The sequence below is a fragment of the Microvenator marinus genome, from assembly GCF_007993755.1.
Lineage (GTDB): Bacteria > Myxococcota_A > Bradymonadia > Bradymonadales > Bradymonadaceae > Allomicrovenator > Allomicrovenator marinus.
On sequence record NZ_CP042467.1, the window covers coordinates 1,980,052 to 1,997,885 of the forward strand.

Genomic DNA, 17,834 nt, shown 5'->3' on the forward strand with positions numbered 1-17,834 from the left:
CGAACCAGACACCACTTGCCGAACGCATGCGGCCTCGCTCTCTCGCAGAGTTCGTAGGTCAGGGTCATCTTTTGGACCAGGGCAAGTTTCTGGACAATGCGATCAAATCCAAACGGCTGCCGAGCATTATTCTCTGGGGACCTCCAGGAACCGGCAAGACCACTCTCGCGGGGCTGCTCGCGCGTGAATTCGACGCACATTTTGTGATGCTTTCCGCTGTCCTGAGCGGCGTGAAGGATATTCGCGAGTCCGTAGAGACGGCGCGCCGAAACCAACAAGGCCTCTTTAAGAAGCCGACCATCCTTTTTGTGGATGAGGTTCATCGCTTCAACAAGGCCCAGCAAGACGCCTTGCTCCCTCATGTTGAGCGCGGAGATGTCACGCTCATTGGTGCAACTACTGAGAATCCCGCCTTTGAGGTTAATTCTGCGCTTCTCTCTCGCACACGGGTCTTGGTGCTCGAATCGCTTTCAGACGAAGCGATCAAGGGGATTGTTCTAAGGGCTTTGAGCGATGCTGAACACGGGCTTGGTGCGCTCCAACTTCGGATGAGTGATGAGGCTTTGGAAGCATTAACACATCACGCATCGGGCGATGCACGGTCGGCGCTAAACACCTTGGAAGTCGCGGCACAAGCGGCCAATCCTAAAGGCACCGCCGGACATATTGAGATCACCAAGGCGCATATCGAAAGCGCCGCACAACGTGTGATCGTCAACTACGACAAGGCCGGAGAGCAGCACTACAACATCGTCTCGGCGTTCATCAAAAGTCTTCGCGGAAGCGACCCCGACGCAGCCATGCACTATATGGTCAGAATGTTGGAAGGCGGCGAGGACCCTCTTTTTATCTTGCGACGCATGGTGATCTTCGCTTCCGAGGATATCGGGAATGCTGATCCGGCGGCGTTGCGTGTGGCGCTCGACGCTACGGATGCCTTCCGGCTCATGGGGCTTCCTGAGGGTGTACTCCCGATGACTCAGGCCGTGACCTACCTCGCGTGTGCTCCAAAATCTAACGCTGTTCTCACGGCGTATCGCGACGCTCGGCGCGATGTGATGCAGCACCCCAATGCGCCCCTTCCTAAGCATCTTCTGAACGCCCCCACCAAGCTGCACAAAGAGCTCGGGCACGGCAGAGGCTACAAATACCCACATAATTTCGAGGGGAATTACGTGGTCGAAAATTATCTGCCCGTGCCGCTCTCCAAGGCCATCTACTACCAACCCAGCGATCAGGGCGACGAAGCCAAGATCCGAGTCCGACTCGAGGAGCTTCGACAAGCGCGCTCCAACATTGCCCAAGGTGAGGATTAGCGGTAAACCGCCTCTAGTTTATGAATTGATTTGAGGTGTTCAATGATAAAGCGGGCGATTATTGCCGGCATCTTAAGTGCCGTCATCTTACCACTTTCTGCTCAGGCTCAGACCAAGCCGGTTCGAGTCTCCGCCAAGGCCATCGTCGGGTTTAATCATATGGCGCCGCCTAACGATCCGGCCGGCGAGCCTACGCTCCTAAGTGGCGCAGGCTATTCCGGACTCGGGTTCGGCGGCGGTTTGGGTGCTATGGCAACCGTGGCGAATCTTAGCGTCGGGGATCTCTATGTGGCGCTAGACTTTCTTTGGGTTTCACATAGCGGTGAAGGCTCGGCGAGCAGCCCTTCCACCGGTCAAAGTCGCACGGTGGTCTTTGATGCGAACACCATTCATCTTCCGATGATGGTAGGGATTTCCAACAAGTCAAAGAGCCTGAGTTACCGATTCTCACTTGGTCCAGAAGTCCTTCTAGGAATGGGCACCACATCGACGATCACCGAAGAGAATCTACCGGGCGATCCTCAACCATTGCTCACTACGCCGGTCACCCACGTGGGTGTTGGCGCGGTGATCGGGTTCGATTGGCAAGCCTCCGAAAGCCTCATCGTCCCAGTTGACCTCAGAATCACCTGGGACCCTAGCGTGGCCACAACCACGCGCGAGCGATTTGATAATTATCGTTCCGCAGCAGAGCCTGGGGCATATCAAGTGGCTTGGGACTGGTTCTTTGCTCTTAGCGTGGGCCTCGATTACCTGGTCCGAAACGAGTAGCCATGAGCGAGAAGAAAGACAAAGAGTTTGTGTCCCAGAACGAATTTGAAGAGATGTGGACCCAGGCACGGCACCGCGCAGGCCTTCAGGGCAAGTCGGGCCCGAGCCGAGAGCTCTTTATCTATCCCATCCTTGTGCTCTACGCCGGATTCTTCTTCGGCCCCTTCGGCACGGCGCTGATGGCGATGGCCACGTTAAAATGGCGCGTTCCGTTGCGGCAGGCTGCCATTTTCACGGGGCTAGCCGGCACGACATGGTTCATTATTCTTGGGGTTACCGAGTACTATTTGGGACGTTGGTCGGCGTTCGAGCTACAATTTGCGCGCTCGACGCTAAACTTCCTCTGCGGCATGTCCATCTACACGATTCTAAGGCTCTACATTCGTGAGACGCACTCGGCGTCGAAGCTCACTCTGCACCGTACAATCGCCGCCACCATCGTCTTGGTCGCCCTATTCTTCATCATCTCGCCGACCATGCACATCACGCTTGGTCGCTAAGATTCAAGACACTACAAGGACGGGAATCTCGGAGTTTCTCAAGACGCGCTCCGCCGTGCTTCCGAGGAACCAACGCGCAAAGCCTTTTCGGCCGTGCGTTCCCATCACGATGAGGTCGGCGTCGAGTTTGGCCGCCAATTTCTTGATCGCAGCATCCGGACGCCCAACTTCAACGTACGAATGCTCAACCCCGAGGGCGGCGAGCTCTTCCTTTTGGCTGGCGACAAGGGCGTCTACGTGCGGGCGAATATCAGCCATCAACGCACCAAGTGAAGGACGCACGACTTCGTGATCCACGTCCACAGCGTGCATCACGTGGAGCTCAGCCCCAAACCGATCCGCGAGGGATTTCGCGTGTTTCAATGCGGCCTCGGAGCCGGCACTAAAATCGGTGGCGAAGAGAATGCGCTTGAAAGGCTCCACACTTTTAAGGGGTGGAACCGCCAAAACGGGGACTTTGGTCTCACGAACCAAATGGTTTGTCGTCCGCCCAAAGAACAAGTGCTGCAAACGGCTCTCGCCAACTGTTCCAGCCACGATAAAGCTTGGCTTGCGCGCCTCTGCTTCCTCGATGATCGCTTCGGCAGGCTGTCCAAATCGCACCACGGTGGTGTAGCTCGTTCGCTCAGACTCAGGCACGGCCGCCTCGTAGGTCTTTTTGAGCTCTTCGTTTGCTTCTTTGGAAGCGGCCGATTCGATCTCGTCTGCAGTCTCGTAGAGTACACGCCAGGCGTTATCATCGCCGGCGAAGTCTACGGCATGCATAAGCGTTAGAGGCTCGTCAAAGCGTTGAGATAGTAGCGACGCTACCCTTACCGCAGACTTGGCGTTTTCTGAGAAATCTGTTGCAACTAAAATCGTCATGACAACCTCACCTTTGAAAATTTCTTGGTCACGGTAATTGAGCGTAACCCGCGCATCAATCGCCACACTCAAATCTCCTCACAATTGTGACAATTCCAAGCTCAAATCGACATCTAGCAGTTTGACCCTCCCTTACATGTAGGTATCATGCGCGTGAGATATTGTATCCGCGGCTCGGAATCTGTACTCTTTGTGTGGATGAGCTTTACTCGGGAGAAACCATGACGCGAAAACTTTACGTTGCAGCCCTGGCGCTGTTGATGATTTCCTGTTCTGACACGGATGGACCGTCGGGCAAGAAGACCGAATGCCCCTCTGGTCAGTCTTTTAATCCGGTAACTGGCCAGTGCTCGGTCGGTGGCGGAACCAACAACAACACGATTGGTGGGACGAACAACACCAATAATAATTCAACGGGCGGTAATACAGACCCGTTTGCGGACACAGACGGCGACGGATTCCTAGATCGCTTTGATAACTGCCCGGGAATTGCAAATCCCGATCAGGCGGACTCAGAGGGCGACGGAATCGGTGACCCTTGTGATAACTGCCCTGATATTGCGAACTTCGATCAGGCAGATTCCGACAACGATGGCGTCGGGGACGCTTGCGACCCTGATACCGTGGACCCGGGTTCACTCTACAACCCAAATCGTGATGATGACGGCGATGGTGTGCCTGATAGCGTGGATAATTGTGGAGGCGTAGCAAATCCTGATCAGGCGGACGCCGATGGAGACTCCCTCGGAGACGCCTGTGATAACTGCCCTAATGTGGCAAACTACGACCAAACCGACACTTCCGGTAACGGCGTGGGTGATGCCTGCTCGCCTCAGCCTGTCGGCCAGGTTTGCGGAAATCAGGAATCTGAGTTCACGCTCGTTGAGCCGAACATTTACGTGCTCCTCGACCGCTCTGGCTCCATGGGATTTGGTGGCGGCTCAGGGATCAATGCGGAGCCCATGCGAAGTGCCCGTCAAGCACTGGACCAAATCGCGGACCAACTTTCGGGCGATATCCGATTTGGTTTCGGAACCTACCAAACGGGTTCATGCCCAGGACTCGAGCACCGTCTCGATATGGGACTCCACGCACCTGCAACTCTGAAAGCATCGTGGTCAGGCGTCACGCCGGGCGGCGGAACGCCAACCGCAGGTGCACTTGATGCGCTTCGTACACAGAATCGTCTCGCTGAAGCTGGTGACCCGAACGACGCTGTCCGTACAAAAGCGGTTGTTCTGATCACCGACGGTGATCCGAATGACTGTGGCGGGCAGACCGGCTCGGTCAGCGCTGCTGCGGCCTTGTTTGCGCAAAACATCCCGGTCTACGTGGTGGCCTACAACTTTGGCGGTTTCGAAGGAAACCTCAATAACGTGGCACAAGCCGGCGGAACAGACGCTCCCGGTAACGACCGATTCTACACGGCCAATAGCCAGGCAGCCCTCGTAACGGCGCTTCAGAATATCGCAAGTGCCGCGATCTCGTGCTCGTACACGCTCAACCCAGTTCCGCCAGACGGAAACAAGATCTGGGTTGAAGTTGGTGGCAACTACATCCAGCGCGACCCTGCAAACGGCTACAGCTACGACGCGAACAACAACACGTTGACCATTCACGGCCAGTCTTGCACCACGCTTCGTTCACTCGATCCAAACGGTCCTGTGACGCCGCTACGCATTACGATGGGCTGCGCAACGCCTTGCGTACCGGGCGAGGAAGTCTGCGACTACCAGGACAACGACTGCGACGGCGAGATCGATGAAGGTTGCGAAGAGTGCAGCCCAGAAATCTGCGACGGCATCGACAATAACTGTAACGGTGTGATCGACGAGGGATGCCCAGACTGTAAGTTTGACGGAGAGTCCTGTACTGACGCCGCGGAATGCTGCAACAACTCGTGTGAGAACGGCGTTTGTGGTCCTCCATGCCGTCCGATTAACTCGACTTGCCTTGTTGATGACGATTGCTGCGGTGGCGTTTGCGCCAAGGGCCCGAACGACACTGTCGGTGTCTGTATCGGCCAGTAATGCCGGTCTAAAATTTGGCTAGAAGCGGCCCTTTCTGTCACGCAAAGTGCGTGGCATAAAGGGCCATGTTTTTGCTACCCGACCTCAACGAAATCCCCCACCTTTACTCGTCGCCTCTAGGGCGAGTATGGCGCCTTGAAGCCGAAGAACTCGGACTCCAAGACACCTTGCATTCTCATTTTTTGGTGCGGAAATTGCCGGCATCTGGCTCGTTTCTGACCACGTCTGCGATGCTTGGGTTGGCAGCAACCACTGAGTCGAGAGTTGGACGCCCCGCAACACACTGGCTGCAGGATAAAGGCGGTGTCTACATCGCCACGCCCAGTACTCCTCATCAGGTTCCGATCTTGGAATCGAGCGCTCCATTGACCTTTCACGACGCGGTCGAATCATGGCGCCCGATTGCGCTTGCCGTTCAGCATTGCCACTCGAAGGGGCTCACGCATGGAAACGTCAATCCATGGTCGGTGCACCGAGATAGAGAGCTCATACTGCTGGATGCGGGCACATGGATCGCGGACGCCCCGGGCGTTTCTCAATGGTGGCCACAGAGTGTGAGGCGCGCGGAGAGTCACCTTAGAGAATGCGGCACCAAAGATGATGTCTTAAACCTCGCACGCCTGCTTGTCTGGCTGACACGACCTGGCGATCCCGAGGCCGCACCAAGTCTTGAGCACCTGCCTGCATGGGCCATTGCGCCGCTCGCAAGTGTGCTCAATGACGAAGGGCATATCACGCGTGTTTCAGACCTACTCAAAGCGCTCGCACCAGCTCCCATCCTGAGTGAGTCCAACACCGAGGCTACGAATTCGGTGCTCTTTGCGCGCGTCTCACACGTGGAAGATATTCAACATCCGACCAAGGGGCCCGGCATCAAGTTCTGGCTGCTTCACCCGAGACCCGAGGCTGAAAACTCGGCAACCAGGGCCCAGGGCGCCTTTTTCTACAAAGCGTCTCACGGAGATGTTTACAATAGCATCGCCCATATCTGGGAGGGCGCTGAGGTCAATATCCTCGATGCTCTCGAGGTCGAGGACTCCAAAGGCCGCGTATTCTTGAGCGCGAAACCCGAGACGCTTCCGGTGATTGAGCCACATTGGCCAGTTACGGTCACTAATGTTCTCAAGGCCGACGGCTGCGTAAGTCGCATGCTCGTCGACACCCGAGAAGACGAGCTGCCGAATATCCACCTGATCTTCGGGTCCTTGGTCCACGAGTTCCTGGAGTACACGCGCCGAGATCCTGAGCTCGACTTCTACTCGCTATGGGAGCAGGTCCTTCCGAGGTACCGCGTAGGACTTCTGGCAGCCGGACTCGGCGAGTCGGACATGGAGAAGTTTGAAGAAGATGCTCGGGCTCATTTTAATAATATCGTGGCGTTTGCGAGGGGGCGCTCACGCGAAAGAAGCGTCGAGAATCCCACTTGGACAGGCGATTATGTGGAGGTGAGCCGGTACTCTTCGATCTTCGGACTCGAGGGCCGTATTGACCTTGTGACCGAGCACGAGCGCGACGGTTTGCAGATCGTGGAGCTCAAGACAGGGAGCGCACGTGAAGAGCATTTGACCCAGCTTCGCTCCTACAAGCTCCTCTGGGACCCGTTGGTCCAGGAACAGAAGAAGGAGGTCTCGGGATACCTGCTCTACTCCAAGGATGCGTCTATGCGCTCGGCTCCGCTCGAGGACCCGATGCGGGAGCGCAGGTTGCTTCGCGCCCGAAACGCGCTCGTCGCATGGCACCGAAGTTCGGCGCGCGATCCTACCATCATTCCGCAATATTTCATGGAAGTCCCGGAGGACTGTAATGCGCGGGCTTGCCGCTGGCGTAAAGAGACGTGCAAACGACAGACGGCCATTCTCGGTTTTGGACAGGTAGAGCCGGAACCTAAGACTTGGAAAGGCTTCGAGCCCGAGCTTGTGGCCCGCGCACAGACTTGGTGGGCGCACTTTAATCATCTCCTCGAGATGGAGAACTGGGTCGAAGGCGAAGAACTAGGCCTGATGCTTCAAACGGGACGGCTCCGTGAACGCATCGATGGCTTCAGAGCCGCTCCAGGGCTGGAACTAGGCGGCTTTGATCGTGCGTCTGGTCGTGTGAATTTCACCGGAGATCACCGAAACATTTTCCATATCGGTCAGACGGTGATTGCACATCGCAACGACTTCCACGGCTCTCATATTGTGCGGGCCCAGGTTGAGTCCGTTGGGCCCAATCACATCGAACTGGCCACTCAGGGAATGCCGGCCCCTGAGCAACTTCCGAGGTCAAACTGGATCTTGGACGTTCTCCCGATGCGCATTGGTTATCGAAGCGCGCAGAGGTCCATCTATCGAATTCTAGATCAGCAACGCCCTGAAATTTTCGAGGTTCTCTTTAGGCCCGAATCAGCCCAGGCCGCCTCATTGATGGAGGCCCAAGATTGTGACGATACTCTTGAGACTCTGGACGTAGAGCTCAATGCTGACCAGATGAATGCCGTGGTGCACGGGCTCAATGCACCTGTGGGGGCTCTGATTCAGGGGCCGCCCGGCACCGGCAAGACAACAGTGATTGCGCACCTTGCTCATGAACTCGCGCGCCAGGGTCAGTACGTCTTGGTGGCGGCCCAAACCAACACCGCCGTAGACACCATGCTTTCTCGAATCCTGGATGTAGGCTGGGTCGATTTTATCCGCGTGGGTACCCCTGAAAGGCACCCTCAACTCGCCGCGCGGCTGACCGCTCGTGGGCTTGCTGCGGACGAGTATTTTAGCGATTCGCTCGGACAGGTGACCCCGAAACTCGAACAACTCAAGAGACGGCTTCTCGAGGCGCCTATCACAGGAGTTACGGCCCACCGAGCTGCATCGAGCGACCTGATGTCCATCGCGACTCGAGCGCGAGGCCCCGTGCCTTGGGACGTGGTCATTGTGGACGAGGCCACTCAACTCACCGAGCCTATGACCCTTGCGGCCATTTCGCGTGCCAAGCGCTTCATCCTTGTGGGTGACCATCGCCAACTTCCTCCGGTAGTCCGGCACGAGAGCCTGATGACACCTTTTCATGAGGAGCTTTCCCGGCAACGCCTGAGTTCGAACGCCCCTCAACTTGACCTCTTTGGTGCCCCTGTGGTTCAGGAGCGGCCGATGGAGCTCAGAGGGCTTGACCAAAGCCTCTTTGAACGCCTCATCAATGCGGGGCTAAGTTACACCATGCTCCGCGAGCAATATCGTATGAACGAAGAGATTATGGCGTTCTCAAACCGTCATTTCTACGATTCTGAACTCTTGGCCCATCCGTCCGTGGCAAAGAGGCGACTTGAGATTGAGGAAAGCTCTCCAAATCCGATTCTTGCGCCCAACAATCCCGTTGTTTTCGTCAATGTGGAGCCCAGTGAAGTTACCCAGGGACGCGACAATCCCGACGAGGCGAAAGCCAGCGCTGAATTGGTGGACGCGTTGATTCAAGCCGGTGTGGAGCCTCGAGAAATAGGCGTTATCTCACCGTTTCGAGCTCAAGTTCACGCGATTCGAAAACTGCTCTTTGAGCGGCAGATTGCGGACGTGGACGTGGACACGGTGGAGCGGTATCAGGGCAGTGAACGCGACGTGATTCTCGTCAGCCTGGTCAAGACAGAGCGTGCCGGCGAGTTCATCTCAGACGCGAGACGACTCAACGTAACGTTGACGCGAGCGCGCAAGAAGCTAATCATCCTCGGCTATCGAAGTTGCTTGATCGGCGACCCTTTGATGCGAGCACTCATCGAGCAAGACGAAACCCTATGCGTAGATTGGCCACAACATTCCTGATCCCTTTGGTGCTCCTGATTGGAGCGTGCGATGAGGAAAAACCCCAAAAACCAGTCCCGTACGAACCTCTGAAGCCCAAGCCCATTGAGGCCAAGCGCGTTGAGCCCTTGGACGTAGAGAACGCCCCTCAACGTACCTTGAAGCTCGGCCCATCTGAGCGTTTTGAAAGTTGTACCGAGATCGCGCAAAAGGACGAACGCGTCATCTCGACCCTCGAATGGCGTGAGAATTTTCAAGCCTGGGCTTTAGCCTGCGACGCTGAAGTTGCTCAAAGGGGCGAGGATGGGCGCTATTACCTAGCGTGGATGGTGAGCCCGAACTCAGCGAACAAAGATCTGCGCGTAGCCGCATGGGATAAAGACGGCGCGTACCTATGGTCTTTCTTGCTCGATCGCTCGCGTGAGGCCGATGGTTTTCTGGCGAACTTCCGGAAGTCATTTGTCACGGAGCTCGGCCAAAAACATGTGTGCGCGGGAACGCTTTACGAAGGCGGGACTGACGCCGCATGCGTGGATTGGAAGTCCGGTGAGGTGGAGTGGAGCGGACGCATGCCATTTTGGGCAGGTATGGCGCCTCAAGGCGTGGGAGGAAGCCTCGTCGTCGCTGACTTGAGCGGAATCTCCGAGCGCTACCCGTACTCGGGGGCTGAGATGCGCCATCGTGCGCTCGACGCATCGGGAGGCCGCTCTGCGCTTTACGCGAGCAACGACTCTCACCTCTTCTTCTCGCCTCCACGAACCGAAGAACCTCGCCTGATCAAATACGACCTTAAGACTTTCGAACCACTTTGGATGGTGCCATTGGAGGCTGATGCAGCGCCTGGCCTCGGCACCGTAAGCTCCAAACACAATCTGGTGATCTTCAAGGTAGCCCGAGACTTGGTCGCCATGAGCACCGAGAATGGGAATGAAGTTTGGCGACTTGAAGTTGGTGAAGATCGACCTTCAATCGCGGAATTCGAAAACGGAATTCTTGTCCTTAATCGCCATCCAGAGCGAAACAACTCGCTCATCGCAATCTCGGGTGATGGAAAACTGCTCTGGCGCGCTGAGGTGCCGGCCGGAATTCTCTCGGTCCACACAGACTCCTCAACCATCCTCTTGCGAAGTGTCCGGGCGTCTCAAAGCATTCTAGAAATCGCCGAGGATTCAGAGTGAATCTGACGAGCCGCGAAATCTTTCGAGAGGTGCTGAGCACCTTTGGATATGTGCTCGTCGCGATCATCGCTTTCGCCGTGTTGGCGGGATTCATCCCTTTCATCTCGGAGTTGCTCTACGCCATCGTCGCATTCATCTTTATCAAGGCCGCTCAGCGCATGATGGACAAGCGTGAGCTGCCAAGCGAGGCCTGTGGAATCACGCATCACGGTATGCTCTCGGGAATTGCATGGGGGCTCGGCGCAACCCTTATCACCCTGCCCTTTTTCTGGGTCGGATACGTGGTCTGGGAAACCAAGGTCATGGAACGCGAGTACCAATTCGACCTCGAGAACTACTGGCATTGGCCCATCACGATGGAGGGTGAACCCAAAGGCTGGGGAGAGAGGCCCGGGGTGTGGGTATGGTCGCAAGAGAAGACGCTTCAGATTGGCCTAAAAAGGGCAGAATCGCCGCATTCATTGACTTTGACATCGACTTCACCCTTCGTCCCTGGGGTCGTGGGGCCAGTGGTTATCAAACCAGACGCAGCTTTCACATCCAAAACCCCTCAAACCGAATGGCAAATCATCCCTCGTGGCACATCACGAGCGCGGGTCTGGGTGACCCATACCCGTGATTTGAGCTTGGAGATAAAGCCCACGATCGGCACCGAAGTCTCTTGGACAATCTTCAAGGGCCGCGGAGCCAGTGAGGTCGACGGAGCACTTTTTGAGGCGTCCAAGGGCCTGTGGTGGATTCTTCTCTGGGTAGCGACTCAGTTTCTTTTGATCGCGTATCCAGAAGAGTATTTCTACCGCGGCTGGATGCAATCGCGGCTTGAGCTCGCGTGGGAAAAGCGCGCTGAGGAAAGAGGGACGACTGCCAAAGAGTGGTTCGGATTTACGCCGGCTATCTTCTTGACGAGTTTCCTTTTTGGCATCGGCCATCTGCTGGTTCCCATCGGCGGTGTGTGGATGGTGCAGCGAATGAGCGTGTTCTTCCCGTCGCTGATTTTTGGCTGGCTTCGCCGAAAAACAGGAAGCATTACAGCCCCAATCGTCTATCACGCGTTTGCCAATCTGATGGTTATCTTCCTGGCTGTCCACTTCTAGGGGTGCGGAAGTTTGATCTTCCACTTTTAATGGCAACTCCACCTGCCACTTGCCACTCAAAACCCAAATGGGTCACACATTTAGGGGGGGCCGCGCTGGCACTGGCAAACACCGCCACATTTGAGCAGCTCGACGACGACGCTCGGCTCGACAAGCGAGGCGCAAAGGCAATCGTAGAGAAGCGGCCGCTGACCTCTCTCGCACAACTCGACAGCCTGCCGTACGTCAACGCAGCACAGTTTGAGACCATGCTGACCCTCTCAAAATCTCTCGGCGTCTACGAAGAGATCAAGGTGGACTACCAGTACAACACCCGTGCGGAACGGTTCATCGAAGTCAAGACCACCACCGACTGGATCACGGAATCACACGCTTCGACCTCGCCGATGACACCAGATGTTGACCGCTATACTCGACATGACCACTACCACTACATCCTCGAGCTGGACAAAGAAGGCAATATCATTGGCGGTGAGTGGGTCGGTGCCTCCAAGACAAGCCACCCAGACTTCTTCTGGTTGCCAACGCGCGCTATCAGTGGAAACCCACATATTAGCCTCGAAGAAGTTCGCGAAATGGTCAAAGAGAGCCGTGGCGAAGTCTCGGACGGCACTGGCTACAAGAGCTTCACCAACACCAATCGCATCGCGATTCCGGACAACGACCCTGTGGGCGCGACTTCGGTTCTCGAGATTGCCGAAGCTGGCGCGGTGCGTGACCTCACCATCGACATCGACATTGCGCATACCTACCGCGGCGACCTCGTCATCGAGCTTCAGAAAGATAACGTGAAAGTCTTGATTTGGGACGGAAGCAAAGAAGCCAATGGCTGGGAAGACAACGTTGTCATCACCTCCGAGTCCGTGGACGGATTCCTTGGCGCCCCGATCACCGGAAACTGGACCTTGACGGTGCGCGACACGGCGGGAGCTGACGTGGGTGAAGTTGTAAGCTGGGGATTGAACGTCCTCGCGAACTAGCTCAAGCAACAATAAACCCTGATTCGAGAGTCAGAATGCAAGCAGTCTCGCTTGCATATCTGGCTCTTCGTGTTTTAGGGTTCTGCCGCAAACGTGATGACTAAAAGGAGTGCCGCATGGCTAAAGAATTTACAAATCTGGTCGAAATGTATGAGTCGAGCATCAAGGCTTTTGGACCGAACCCATTGTTCGGAACCAAACGCGACGGCGCCTACAAATGGATGACGTACCAAAAATTTGGTGAGATTACAGATTCATTTCGCGGGGCCCTTGCTACGCTCGGTGTCACAAAAGGGGATACCGTAGCCATCATCGCAAACAATCGCGTTGAATGGGCGGTTGCGGCGCACGCAACCTACGGACTTGGAGCGCGCTTCTGCCCTATGTACGAGGCGCAGATGCCCAAGGATTGGAAGTACATCTTGAACGACTCCGAGGCCAAAGTCCTCCTGGTTGCGAACGAGGAAATCTACAAGAAAACGCTTCCCTTTGTGGACGAAATCTCGACCCTTGAAAGGGTGATTTATTTCGACGGCAAGCCCGACCATAATGACGCCTACGACGCTCTATTAGAGCATGGCAAACACAACCCGGCAGACCTCGTCTACCCTGAATCCGAGGATATCTGCGGGTTCATCTACACCTCCGGCACCACCGGAAACCCAAAGGGAGTGCTGCTCTCACACGGTAACATCTGCTCGAACATCAACGGAGTTCAGTCGTTGTTGGACATCGACTCCAATGATGTGAGCCTCTCATTCCTTCCGTGGGCCCACTCGTTCGGTCAAACCGTTGAGCTGCACGTACTCTTCTCAAAAGGCGCCTCTATGGGCCTTGCGGAGAGCGTGAATACCATTCTGCAAAACCTCTCTGAGGTCCGACCTACCCTGCTCTTCAGTGTGCCGCGAATCTTCAACCGAATTTACGACGGCGTTCACAAAAAGATGGAGGCTGAGGGCGGTATCAAGCACACGCTCTTCACCGCGGGAATGGAGAACTCCGAAAGGCTCCGTGCGGCAGCTGACGCGGGCAAAGACGCGGGCTTCATGGTGAACCTCAAAGACAAGCTCTTTGATAAAGTTGTTTTCTCGAAGGTTAGAGATCGTTTTGGTGGCCGGCTTCGCTACGCTTTCAGCGGCGGTGCGGCTCTTGCGCCCGACGTGGCCAAGTTCATCGACAACCTTCACATCACGGTTTACGAGGGGTATGGCCTGACTGAGACTTCGCCCATCGTGACCTGCAACCGGCCCGGCGCACGTCGCATCGGTTCGGTTGGAAAGCCGCTTCCAGGCGTTGAGGTCATCCTTCAACACGTGGAGGGCTATGACGACCCGAACGTGGGTGAAGTCTGCGTGAAAGGCCCCAATATCATGAAGGGCTATCATAACTTGCCCGAACAAACGGCGGAAGTTATCGACGAGGATGGCACGTTCCATACCGGCGACCTCGGCCGCCTGGATGCTGATGGGTTCCTCTACATCATTGGTCGCGTCAAGGAGCAGTACAAACTTGAGAACGGGAAGTACGTGGTTCCTGCGCCGCTTGAGGAAGAGCTCAAACTCTCACCTTACGTCAATCAAATCATGATTGAAGGCACCAACAAGCCCTACAACGTGGCTTTGGTTGTGCTCGACCAGGACACACTCAAAGAGTGGTGTGCGGCTAATAATGTAGGTGAGTCGGAAGCCCTTAATCATCCTAAACTTCATGAGACCATGAAGTCCGAGGTCGACCGTGTGGGACACAGCTTTAAAGGTTATGAAAAGCCCAAGAAGTTCTTGCTCGTTTCCGAAGAGTTCTCCACCGAGAACGATATGCTAACGCCCAAGATGAGCGTGAAGCGACGCGTGGTGATGGAGAAGTACGGCGAAGCCCTGATGGCGCTCTACAACGAATAATGAGTCAACGAGTCCTCACATTTACCTTAATCGCGCTGGCCACCTTCTACGGTGGCCTCGCCTTTTTGGAGGCTCGGCAGGATGAGAGTTTCCGCAAACCCTCCATTGTGCTCAGCGAGGCGTGCGTGCTTGGATGGGCGGACGAGCCACCTCAGCCGCTTGTGCATTGCGCTTCGAATCCGGACGACCTCTGGCCGGAGAATCCCGATCTACAACGCGAGTATTTACTGAGGGTGGACAGGGCTGCGTGGATGTGCCCAGGCAAAGCGGAGCGACTTGCAGAGTGTGCGAGTTATTCTACTCGAACCAAGACAGCATCTCCGAACGTTCCGTCGCCCGAATAGTTCCATGTTCCGCGGACGCGATTATCGTCACCGTCTCGTTTTCCTTCTGCGATACCGTAGGTCACAGTTTGGTTGTCGACACGGAACTCCCAGCTCGTTGCGAACGTGTTGTCGAGCCATTGAGTACCACCCAATTGACCACCACCGGCCGGAGTGGTCATAGCCCAGGTACCCGTTGCGTCTTCCGCGTTGACGCGATGCTGAATGGTGAGCACGGCCACTACGTCTGAGATTTCACCGCCTCCGAGATCCTTTCGGAACTCCCACCGGCCGTTCATGAAGCCAGGGTCATCAATGTTGAGGTCGGGCTCATCGATATCTGGAGAGTCCATATCGACTTGTTCACCCATGTCCTCGACGGTCGTGGCGTTATTCGAGTTATTGTTATTGTTCGACATATTCACGTTATTTTCAGTGAATACGGGTGGGGGAGTACTTTCTTCTTCGCACGCCGTCATGAGTGGCAAAGACACGAGCACCAAACACAGCAATCTTTTCATTTCTGACCTCTTTTTGACTTTACTCATTCTAGCGCCCTTAGAAGTTTGTGCCAAATCCAACGCTCGCGCCCCCGCGTTGAGGGGATACGTAGATCTGGGCTTGCTCTTCTTCGGAACCAAGCAATTCGATGATGATTAGGGTGAGCCCGACTGCGCCCGCACCGGCACCCGCATAGAGCAGAATCTTGCCCGTGGATTGATCGGATTCAATCTGGTTCTTAAGCTCCGAGAACCGGGCAGGGTCACCGCCTGCGGCCTCGGCCTCTAGTTGGTCGATTTGGTCGGCAAGTGGCGCGTTGACAAGGAGTGCACCGACGCCGAGGCCTGCCCCAATCGCTGTCAGGCCGACACCCGTCCAACCCAAGGCACCAAAACCACCGCCTTTTGCAGGTTCCACCGGGTCGGGCTCCACAATCGACTTCTCTTCGACTTTCGCGATCTGACTCATTTGAGTGGCATTTTGATCGGAGTTTAGGCGGATGCGAAACGCGTTCATTCTGGCGTAGTTTCTAATCGCCACCTCGTCAGGCAAACCACCTTCTCGCTCCGCTCTCTCCGCGGCTTTGAGAGCCTCTTCGATATTGTCCATCTTCGCGTAAGAGAGTGAGATATTGTAGAGAAACATCGGGTTCGGGGCGAGGTTATACCCCTTGAGGAACTCCACGATGGCCTTGGAGTACTCGCCCTGAGTGTACCATTCGGCGCCCTTCTCGAAGTGCTTCTGAGCGATGGCAACCGGGTCATCCTGGGCCATCGATACGCTCGGAATCGCCAACGAAATCAGGAGCGCGAGTGAGAGTTTGCGTAGGTGATGAGTCACGTTCAAAGATCCAATGCAGGAAGGTTGATCTTGGTTTTGGGCTTTTCTTTTTCAGGTTCTGGAGCCTTCTCAACTGTCTTCTTAGGCTCCGGGCGTTTTTCTACTCTTCGTGTCGGCTGAGTCTTTTTCGGCTCTGGCTCCTCAACGACTTTGGGCGCCGGCTCCAGAGAAGCCACGAACGTAGAAGCATCTACCCAAACTTCGGGTTGGAAAGACTGAAACTCGAAAGGATCAGAGGTTTTGCCGTCGCGCACCACACGGATAGTCAGCGGGAACTTGACCTCATCCTCGTTGATATTCAAAGGCGCAAGACCCATCTGTTTGCCGTTGACCATGAGCGCTAGCCCTTCTGGCTTGGTCTGAATTCTGTACCGACGGCTCATCTTGGCCACTTCTTGGGCCTTTTCGATCGCAGGCTCAGGAGTTGGCTCGGCGGTGGCGATCGCGGGTTCACTGGTTGTTTCTGGAGGCTCTTCAACGGCGACTTCGTCGGGCCCTTGGAAAGCCGAATACGTTGCCATCGCGATGATGAGCACAAGCAAGAAGGAGATACCGCCGATGACGACTTTCTTGGAATCAGAAGGGGCGTCCTGAATTCCAGACGGGTCGCGGTAGAACTCTCGACTCCCCGTGATATCACGGGGGTTTGTGAAAGTTCCGGAAATCTCCCTGCTAGGCTCACCATTAGGGGAAATGTCTGCTTGAGTACGGCTCACCGCCGAAATCTGCGGTGTCGTGTGCCGAGGCGGACGGTCGTGTGTGGCATCGACAGGCATGATTTCGTCGGAGACGTCGACCATATCGTCATATCGGGGCGCCTCTTCGAAGACATGAGTGGGCTCCGAGGGCTCAAAAAGCCCCTTGATGCCAGCCTCATCCCATGTTTCCAGAGCTTCAAGCACTTCAGAGCAAGTAGTAAAGCGCTGTTCAACGTCCTTTGCCATCATCTTGTTAACCACGCGACGAAGCCCCTCGGGGACATTCGTCATGGGTGGAAGGGCAAACGACGTCGGGTCCAATTGCTTGCCGATAATCGTGACGCTGCTGTTGGACTCGATGGCCTTTCGTCCCATCAAGAGCTCGTAGGCCACAAGCCCCATGCTGTAGACATCACTGCGTGGGCTGAGGTCTTCGCCACGAATCTGCTCAGGAGACATATAGCGAGGTGTACCAATGAGAGCGCCGTCAGCCGTGAGATCTGCCTTGACTTGCGAGCCCGTCATCTTCGCGATCCCGAAGTCCAGGAGCTTGACTTGGTCCGGGCGTCCCACGTGCTCGAAGACCATGATATTTCCAGGCTTGATGTCGCGGTGCAACATCCCAAGAGCGTGGGCTTCTTCCAGACTTGAGAGAACCTGGCGCAAAATCTTAACGGCGCGGGCGGGCGCAAGGGGCGCCTCGGTCGCGATGAGCTTTGAGAGGCTAACACCGTTGACGTACTCAAAGACCATGTAGAGTAGGCCCGTGTTGGTCCGCCCATAATCAAACATCGTGATGGTATGAGGGTCGCGAAGCTTGGAGACCACACGAGCCTCCTGATTGAAACGCTCGACGAGTTTCTCGTCGTAATTGCCCTCTTCGCCCGGTGTAAGAATCTTCAGCGCTACTTCGCGTCCAAGGTCCTCTTGGTGAGCCTTGTAAACGCGCGCGAAGCCACCCGCCCCGATCATGGGCCCCACTCGGTAACGCCCCTCAAAAAGCTCTCCACTCTTAGGGAACGTAGCTCCTGAGGTGCTTTTCAGGCGTGTGTTCGAATCTTCGCCCATGTACGG

14 protein-coding genes are annotated in these 17,834 nt (G+C 55.8%); 10 read left to right on the top strand and 4 right to left on the bottom strand.

What is annotated here, in order from left to right:
• The first annotated feature begins 26 nt into the window (after nucleotides 1-26).
• Genes FRD01_RS08300 through FRD01_RS08310 form a run of 3 tightly spaced genes read left to right on the top strand, consistent with a single transcriptional unit; the run spans nucleotide 27 to nucleotide 2,587 of the window.
• Nucleotides 27-1,316: a replication-associated recombination protein A gene (locus FRD01_RS08300; RefSeq protein WP_146958927.1), complete on the top strand. Its 1,290-nt coding sequence runs from the start codon at nucleotides 27-29 to the stop codon at nucleotides 1,314-1,316.
• A 42-nt stretch (nucleotides 1,317-1,358) separates the two neighbouring features.
• Nucleotides 1,359-2,087: a PorT family protein gene (locus tag FRD01_RS08305; RefSeq protein ID WP_146958928.1), complete on the top strand. Its 729-nt coding sequence runs from the start codon at nucleotides 1,359-1,361 to the stop codon at nucleotides 2,085-2,087.
• A 2-nt stretch (nucleotides 2,088-2,089) separates the two neighbouring features.
• On the top strand, nucleotides 2,090-2,587 hold the full coding sequence (locus FRD01_RS08310; RefSeq protein ID WP_146958929.1) for a hypothetical protein: 498 nt from the start codon (nucleotides 2,090-2,092) through the stop codon (nucleotides 2,585-2,587).
• A 3-nt stretch (nucleotides 2,588-2,590) separates the two neighbouring features.
• Here the strand turns inward: FRD01_RS08310 and FRD01_RS08315 are convergent, their stop codons facing one another.
• Nucleotides 2,591-3,451: a universal stress protein gene (locus FRD01_RS08315; RefSeq protein ID WP_146958930.1), complete on the bottom strand. Its 861-nt coding sequence runs from the start codon at nucleotides 3,449-3,451 to the stop codon at nucleotides 2,591-2,593.
• 221 nt (nucleotides 3,452-3,672) lie between these two features.
• On the opposite strand from FRD01_RS08315, the gene FRD01_RS08320 reads away from it, so the two are divergent.
• From FRD01_RS08320 to FRD01_RS08350, 7 genes are all read left to right on the top strand, one after another.
• Nucleotides 3,673-5,481 (top strand): thrombospondin type 3 repeat-containing protein, encoded by a 1,809-nt coding sequence (locus tag FRD01_RS08320; RefSeq protein WP_146958931.1) that lies wholly within the window; start codon nucleotides 3,673-3,675, stop codon nucleotides 5,479-5,481.
• A 65-nt stretch (nucleotides 5,482-5,546) separates the two neighbouring features.
• A complete protein-coding gene (gene plbH, locus FRD01_RS08325; protein ID WP_146958932.1) occupies nucleotides 5,547-9,269 on the top strand; it encodes a PLuB system helicase-like protein in 3,723 nt (1,240 codons plus the stop codon).
• Nucleotides 9,242-10,426, top strand: coding sequence for a PLuB system PQQ-binding repeat protein (gene plbQ / locus FRD01_RS08330; protein WP_146958933.1), 1,185 nt, complete (start codon nucleotides 9,242-9,244; stop codon nucleotides 10,424-10,426). The genes plbH and plbQ overlap by 28 nt, the downstream gene beginning before the upstream one ends.
• On the top strand, nucleotides 10,423-11,520 hold the full coding sequence (gene mrtP, locus FRD01_RS08335) for a myxosortase MrtP (protein WP_146958934.1): 1,098 nt from the start codon (nucleotides 10,423-10,425) through the stop codon (nucleotides 11,518-11,520). The genes plbQ and mrtP overlap by 4 nt, the downstream gene beginning before the upstream one ends.
• A 29-nt stretch (nucleotides 11,521-11,549) precedes the next feature.
• The gene (locus FRD01_RS08340; protein ID WP_146958935.1) at nucleotides 11,550-12,500 is read left to right on the top strand and encodes a proprotein convertase P-domain-containing protein; all 951 of its coding nucleotides are present in this window, start codon (nucleotides 11,550-11,552) and stop codon (nucleotides 12,498-12,500) included.
• A 116-nt stretch (nucleotides 12,501-12,616) separates the two neighbouring features.
• On the top strand, nucleotides 12,617-14,398 hold the full coding sequence (locus FRD01_RS08345) for an AMP-dependent synthetase/ligase (RefSeq protein WP_146958936.1): 1,782 nt from the start codon (nucleotides 12,617-12,619) through the stop codon (nucleotides 14,396-14,398).
• Entirely contained in the window at nucleotides 14,398-14,742 is a 345-nt protein-coding gene (locus FRD01_RS08350; protein ID WP_146958937.1) for a hypothetical protein, read from the top strand. The genes FRD01_RS08345 and FRD01_RS08350 overlap by 1 nt, the downstream gene beginning before the upstream one ends.
• On the opposite strand, the gene FRD01_RS08355 is transcribed toward FRD01_RS08350, so the two are convergent.
• From FRD01_RS08355 to FRD01_RS08365, 3 genes are read right to left on the bottom strand one after another with little or no spacing between them, the layout of a single operon-like run.
• The gene (locus FRD01_RS08355) at nucleotides 14,691-15,242 is read right to left on the bottom strand and encodes a hypothetical protein (RefSeq protein ID WP_146958938.1); all 552 of its coding nucleotides are present in this window, start codon (nucleotides 15,240-15,242) and stop codon (nucleotides 14,691-14,693) included. The genes FRD01_RS08350 and FRD01_RS08355 overlap by 52 nt on opposite strands.
• A gap of 37 nt (nucleotides 15,243-15,279) precedes the next feature.
• Nucleotides 15,280-16,062: a tetratricopeptide repeat protein gene (locus FRD01_RS08360; RefSeq protein ID WP_146958939.1), complete on the bottom strand. Its 783-nt coding sequence runs from the start codon at nucleotides 16,060-16,062 to the stop codon at nucleotides 15,280-15,282.
• A gap of 2 nt (nucleotides 16,063-16,064) precedes the next feature.
• Complete coding sequence (locus tag FRD01_RS08365) at nucleotides 16,065-17,828, bottom strand: serine/threonine protein kinase (protein WP_146958940.1); 1,764 nt, start codon at nucleotides 17,826-17,828, stop codon at nucleotides 16,065-16,067.
• Nucleotides 17,829-17,834: the final 6 nt, after the last annotated feature.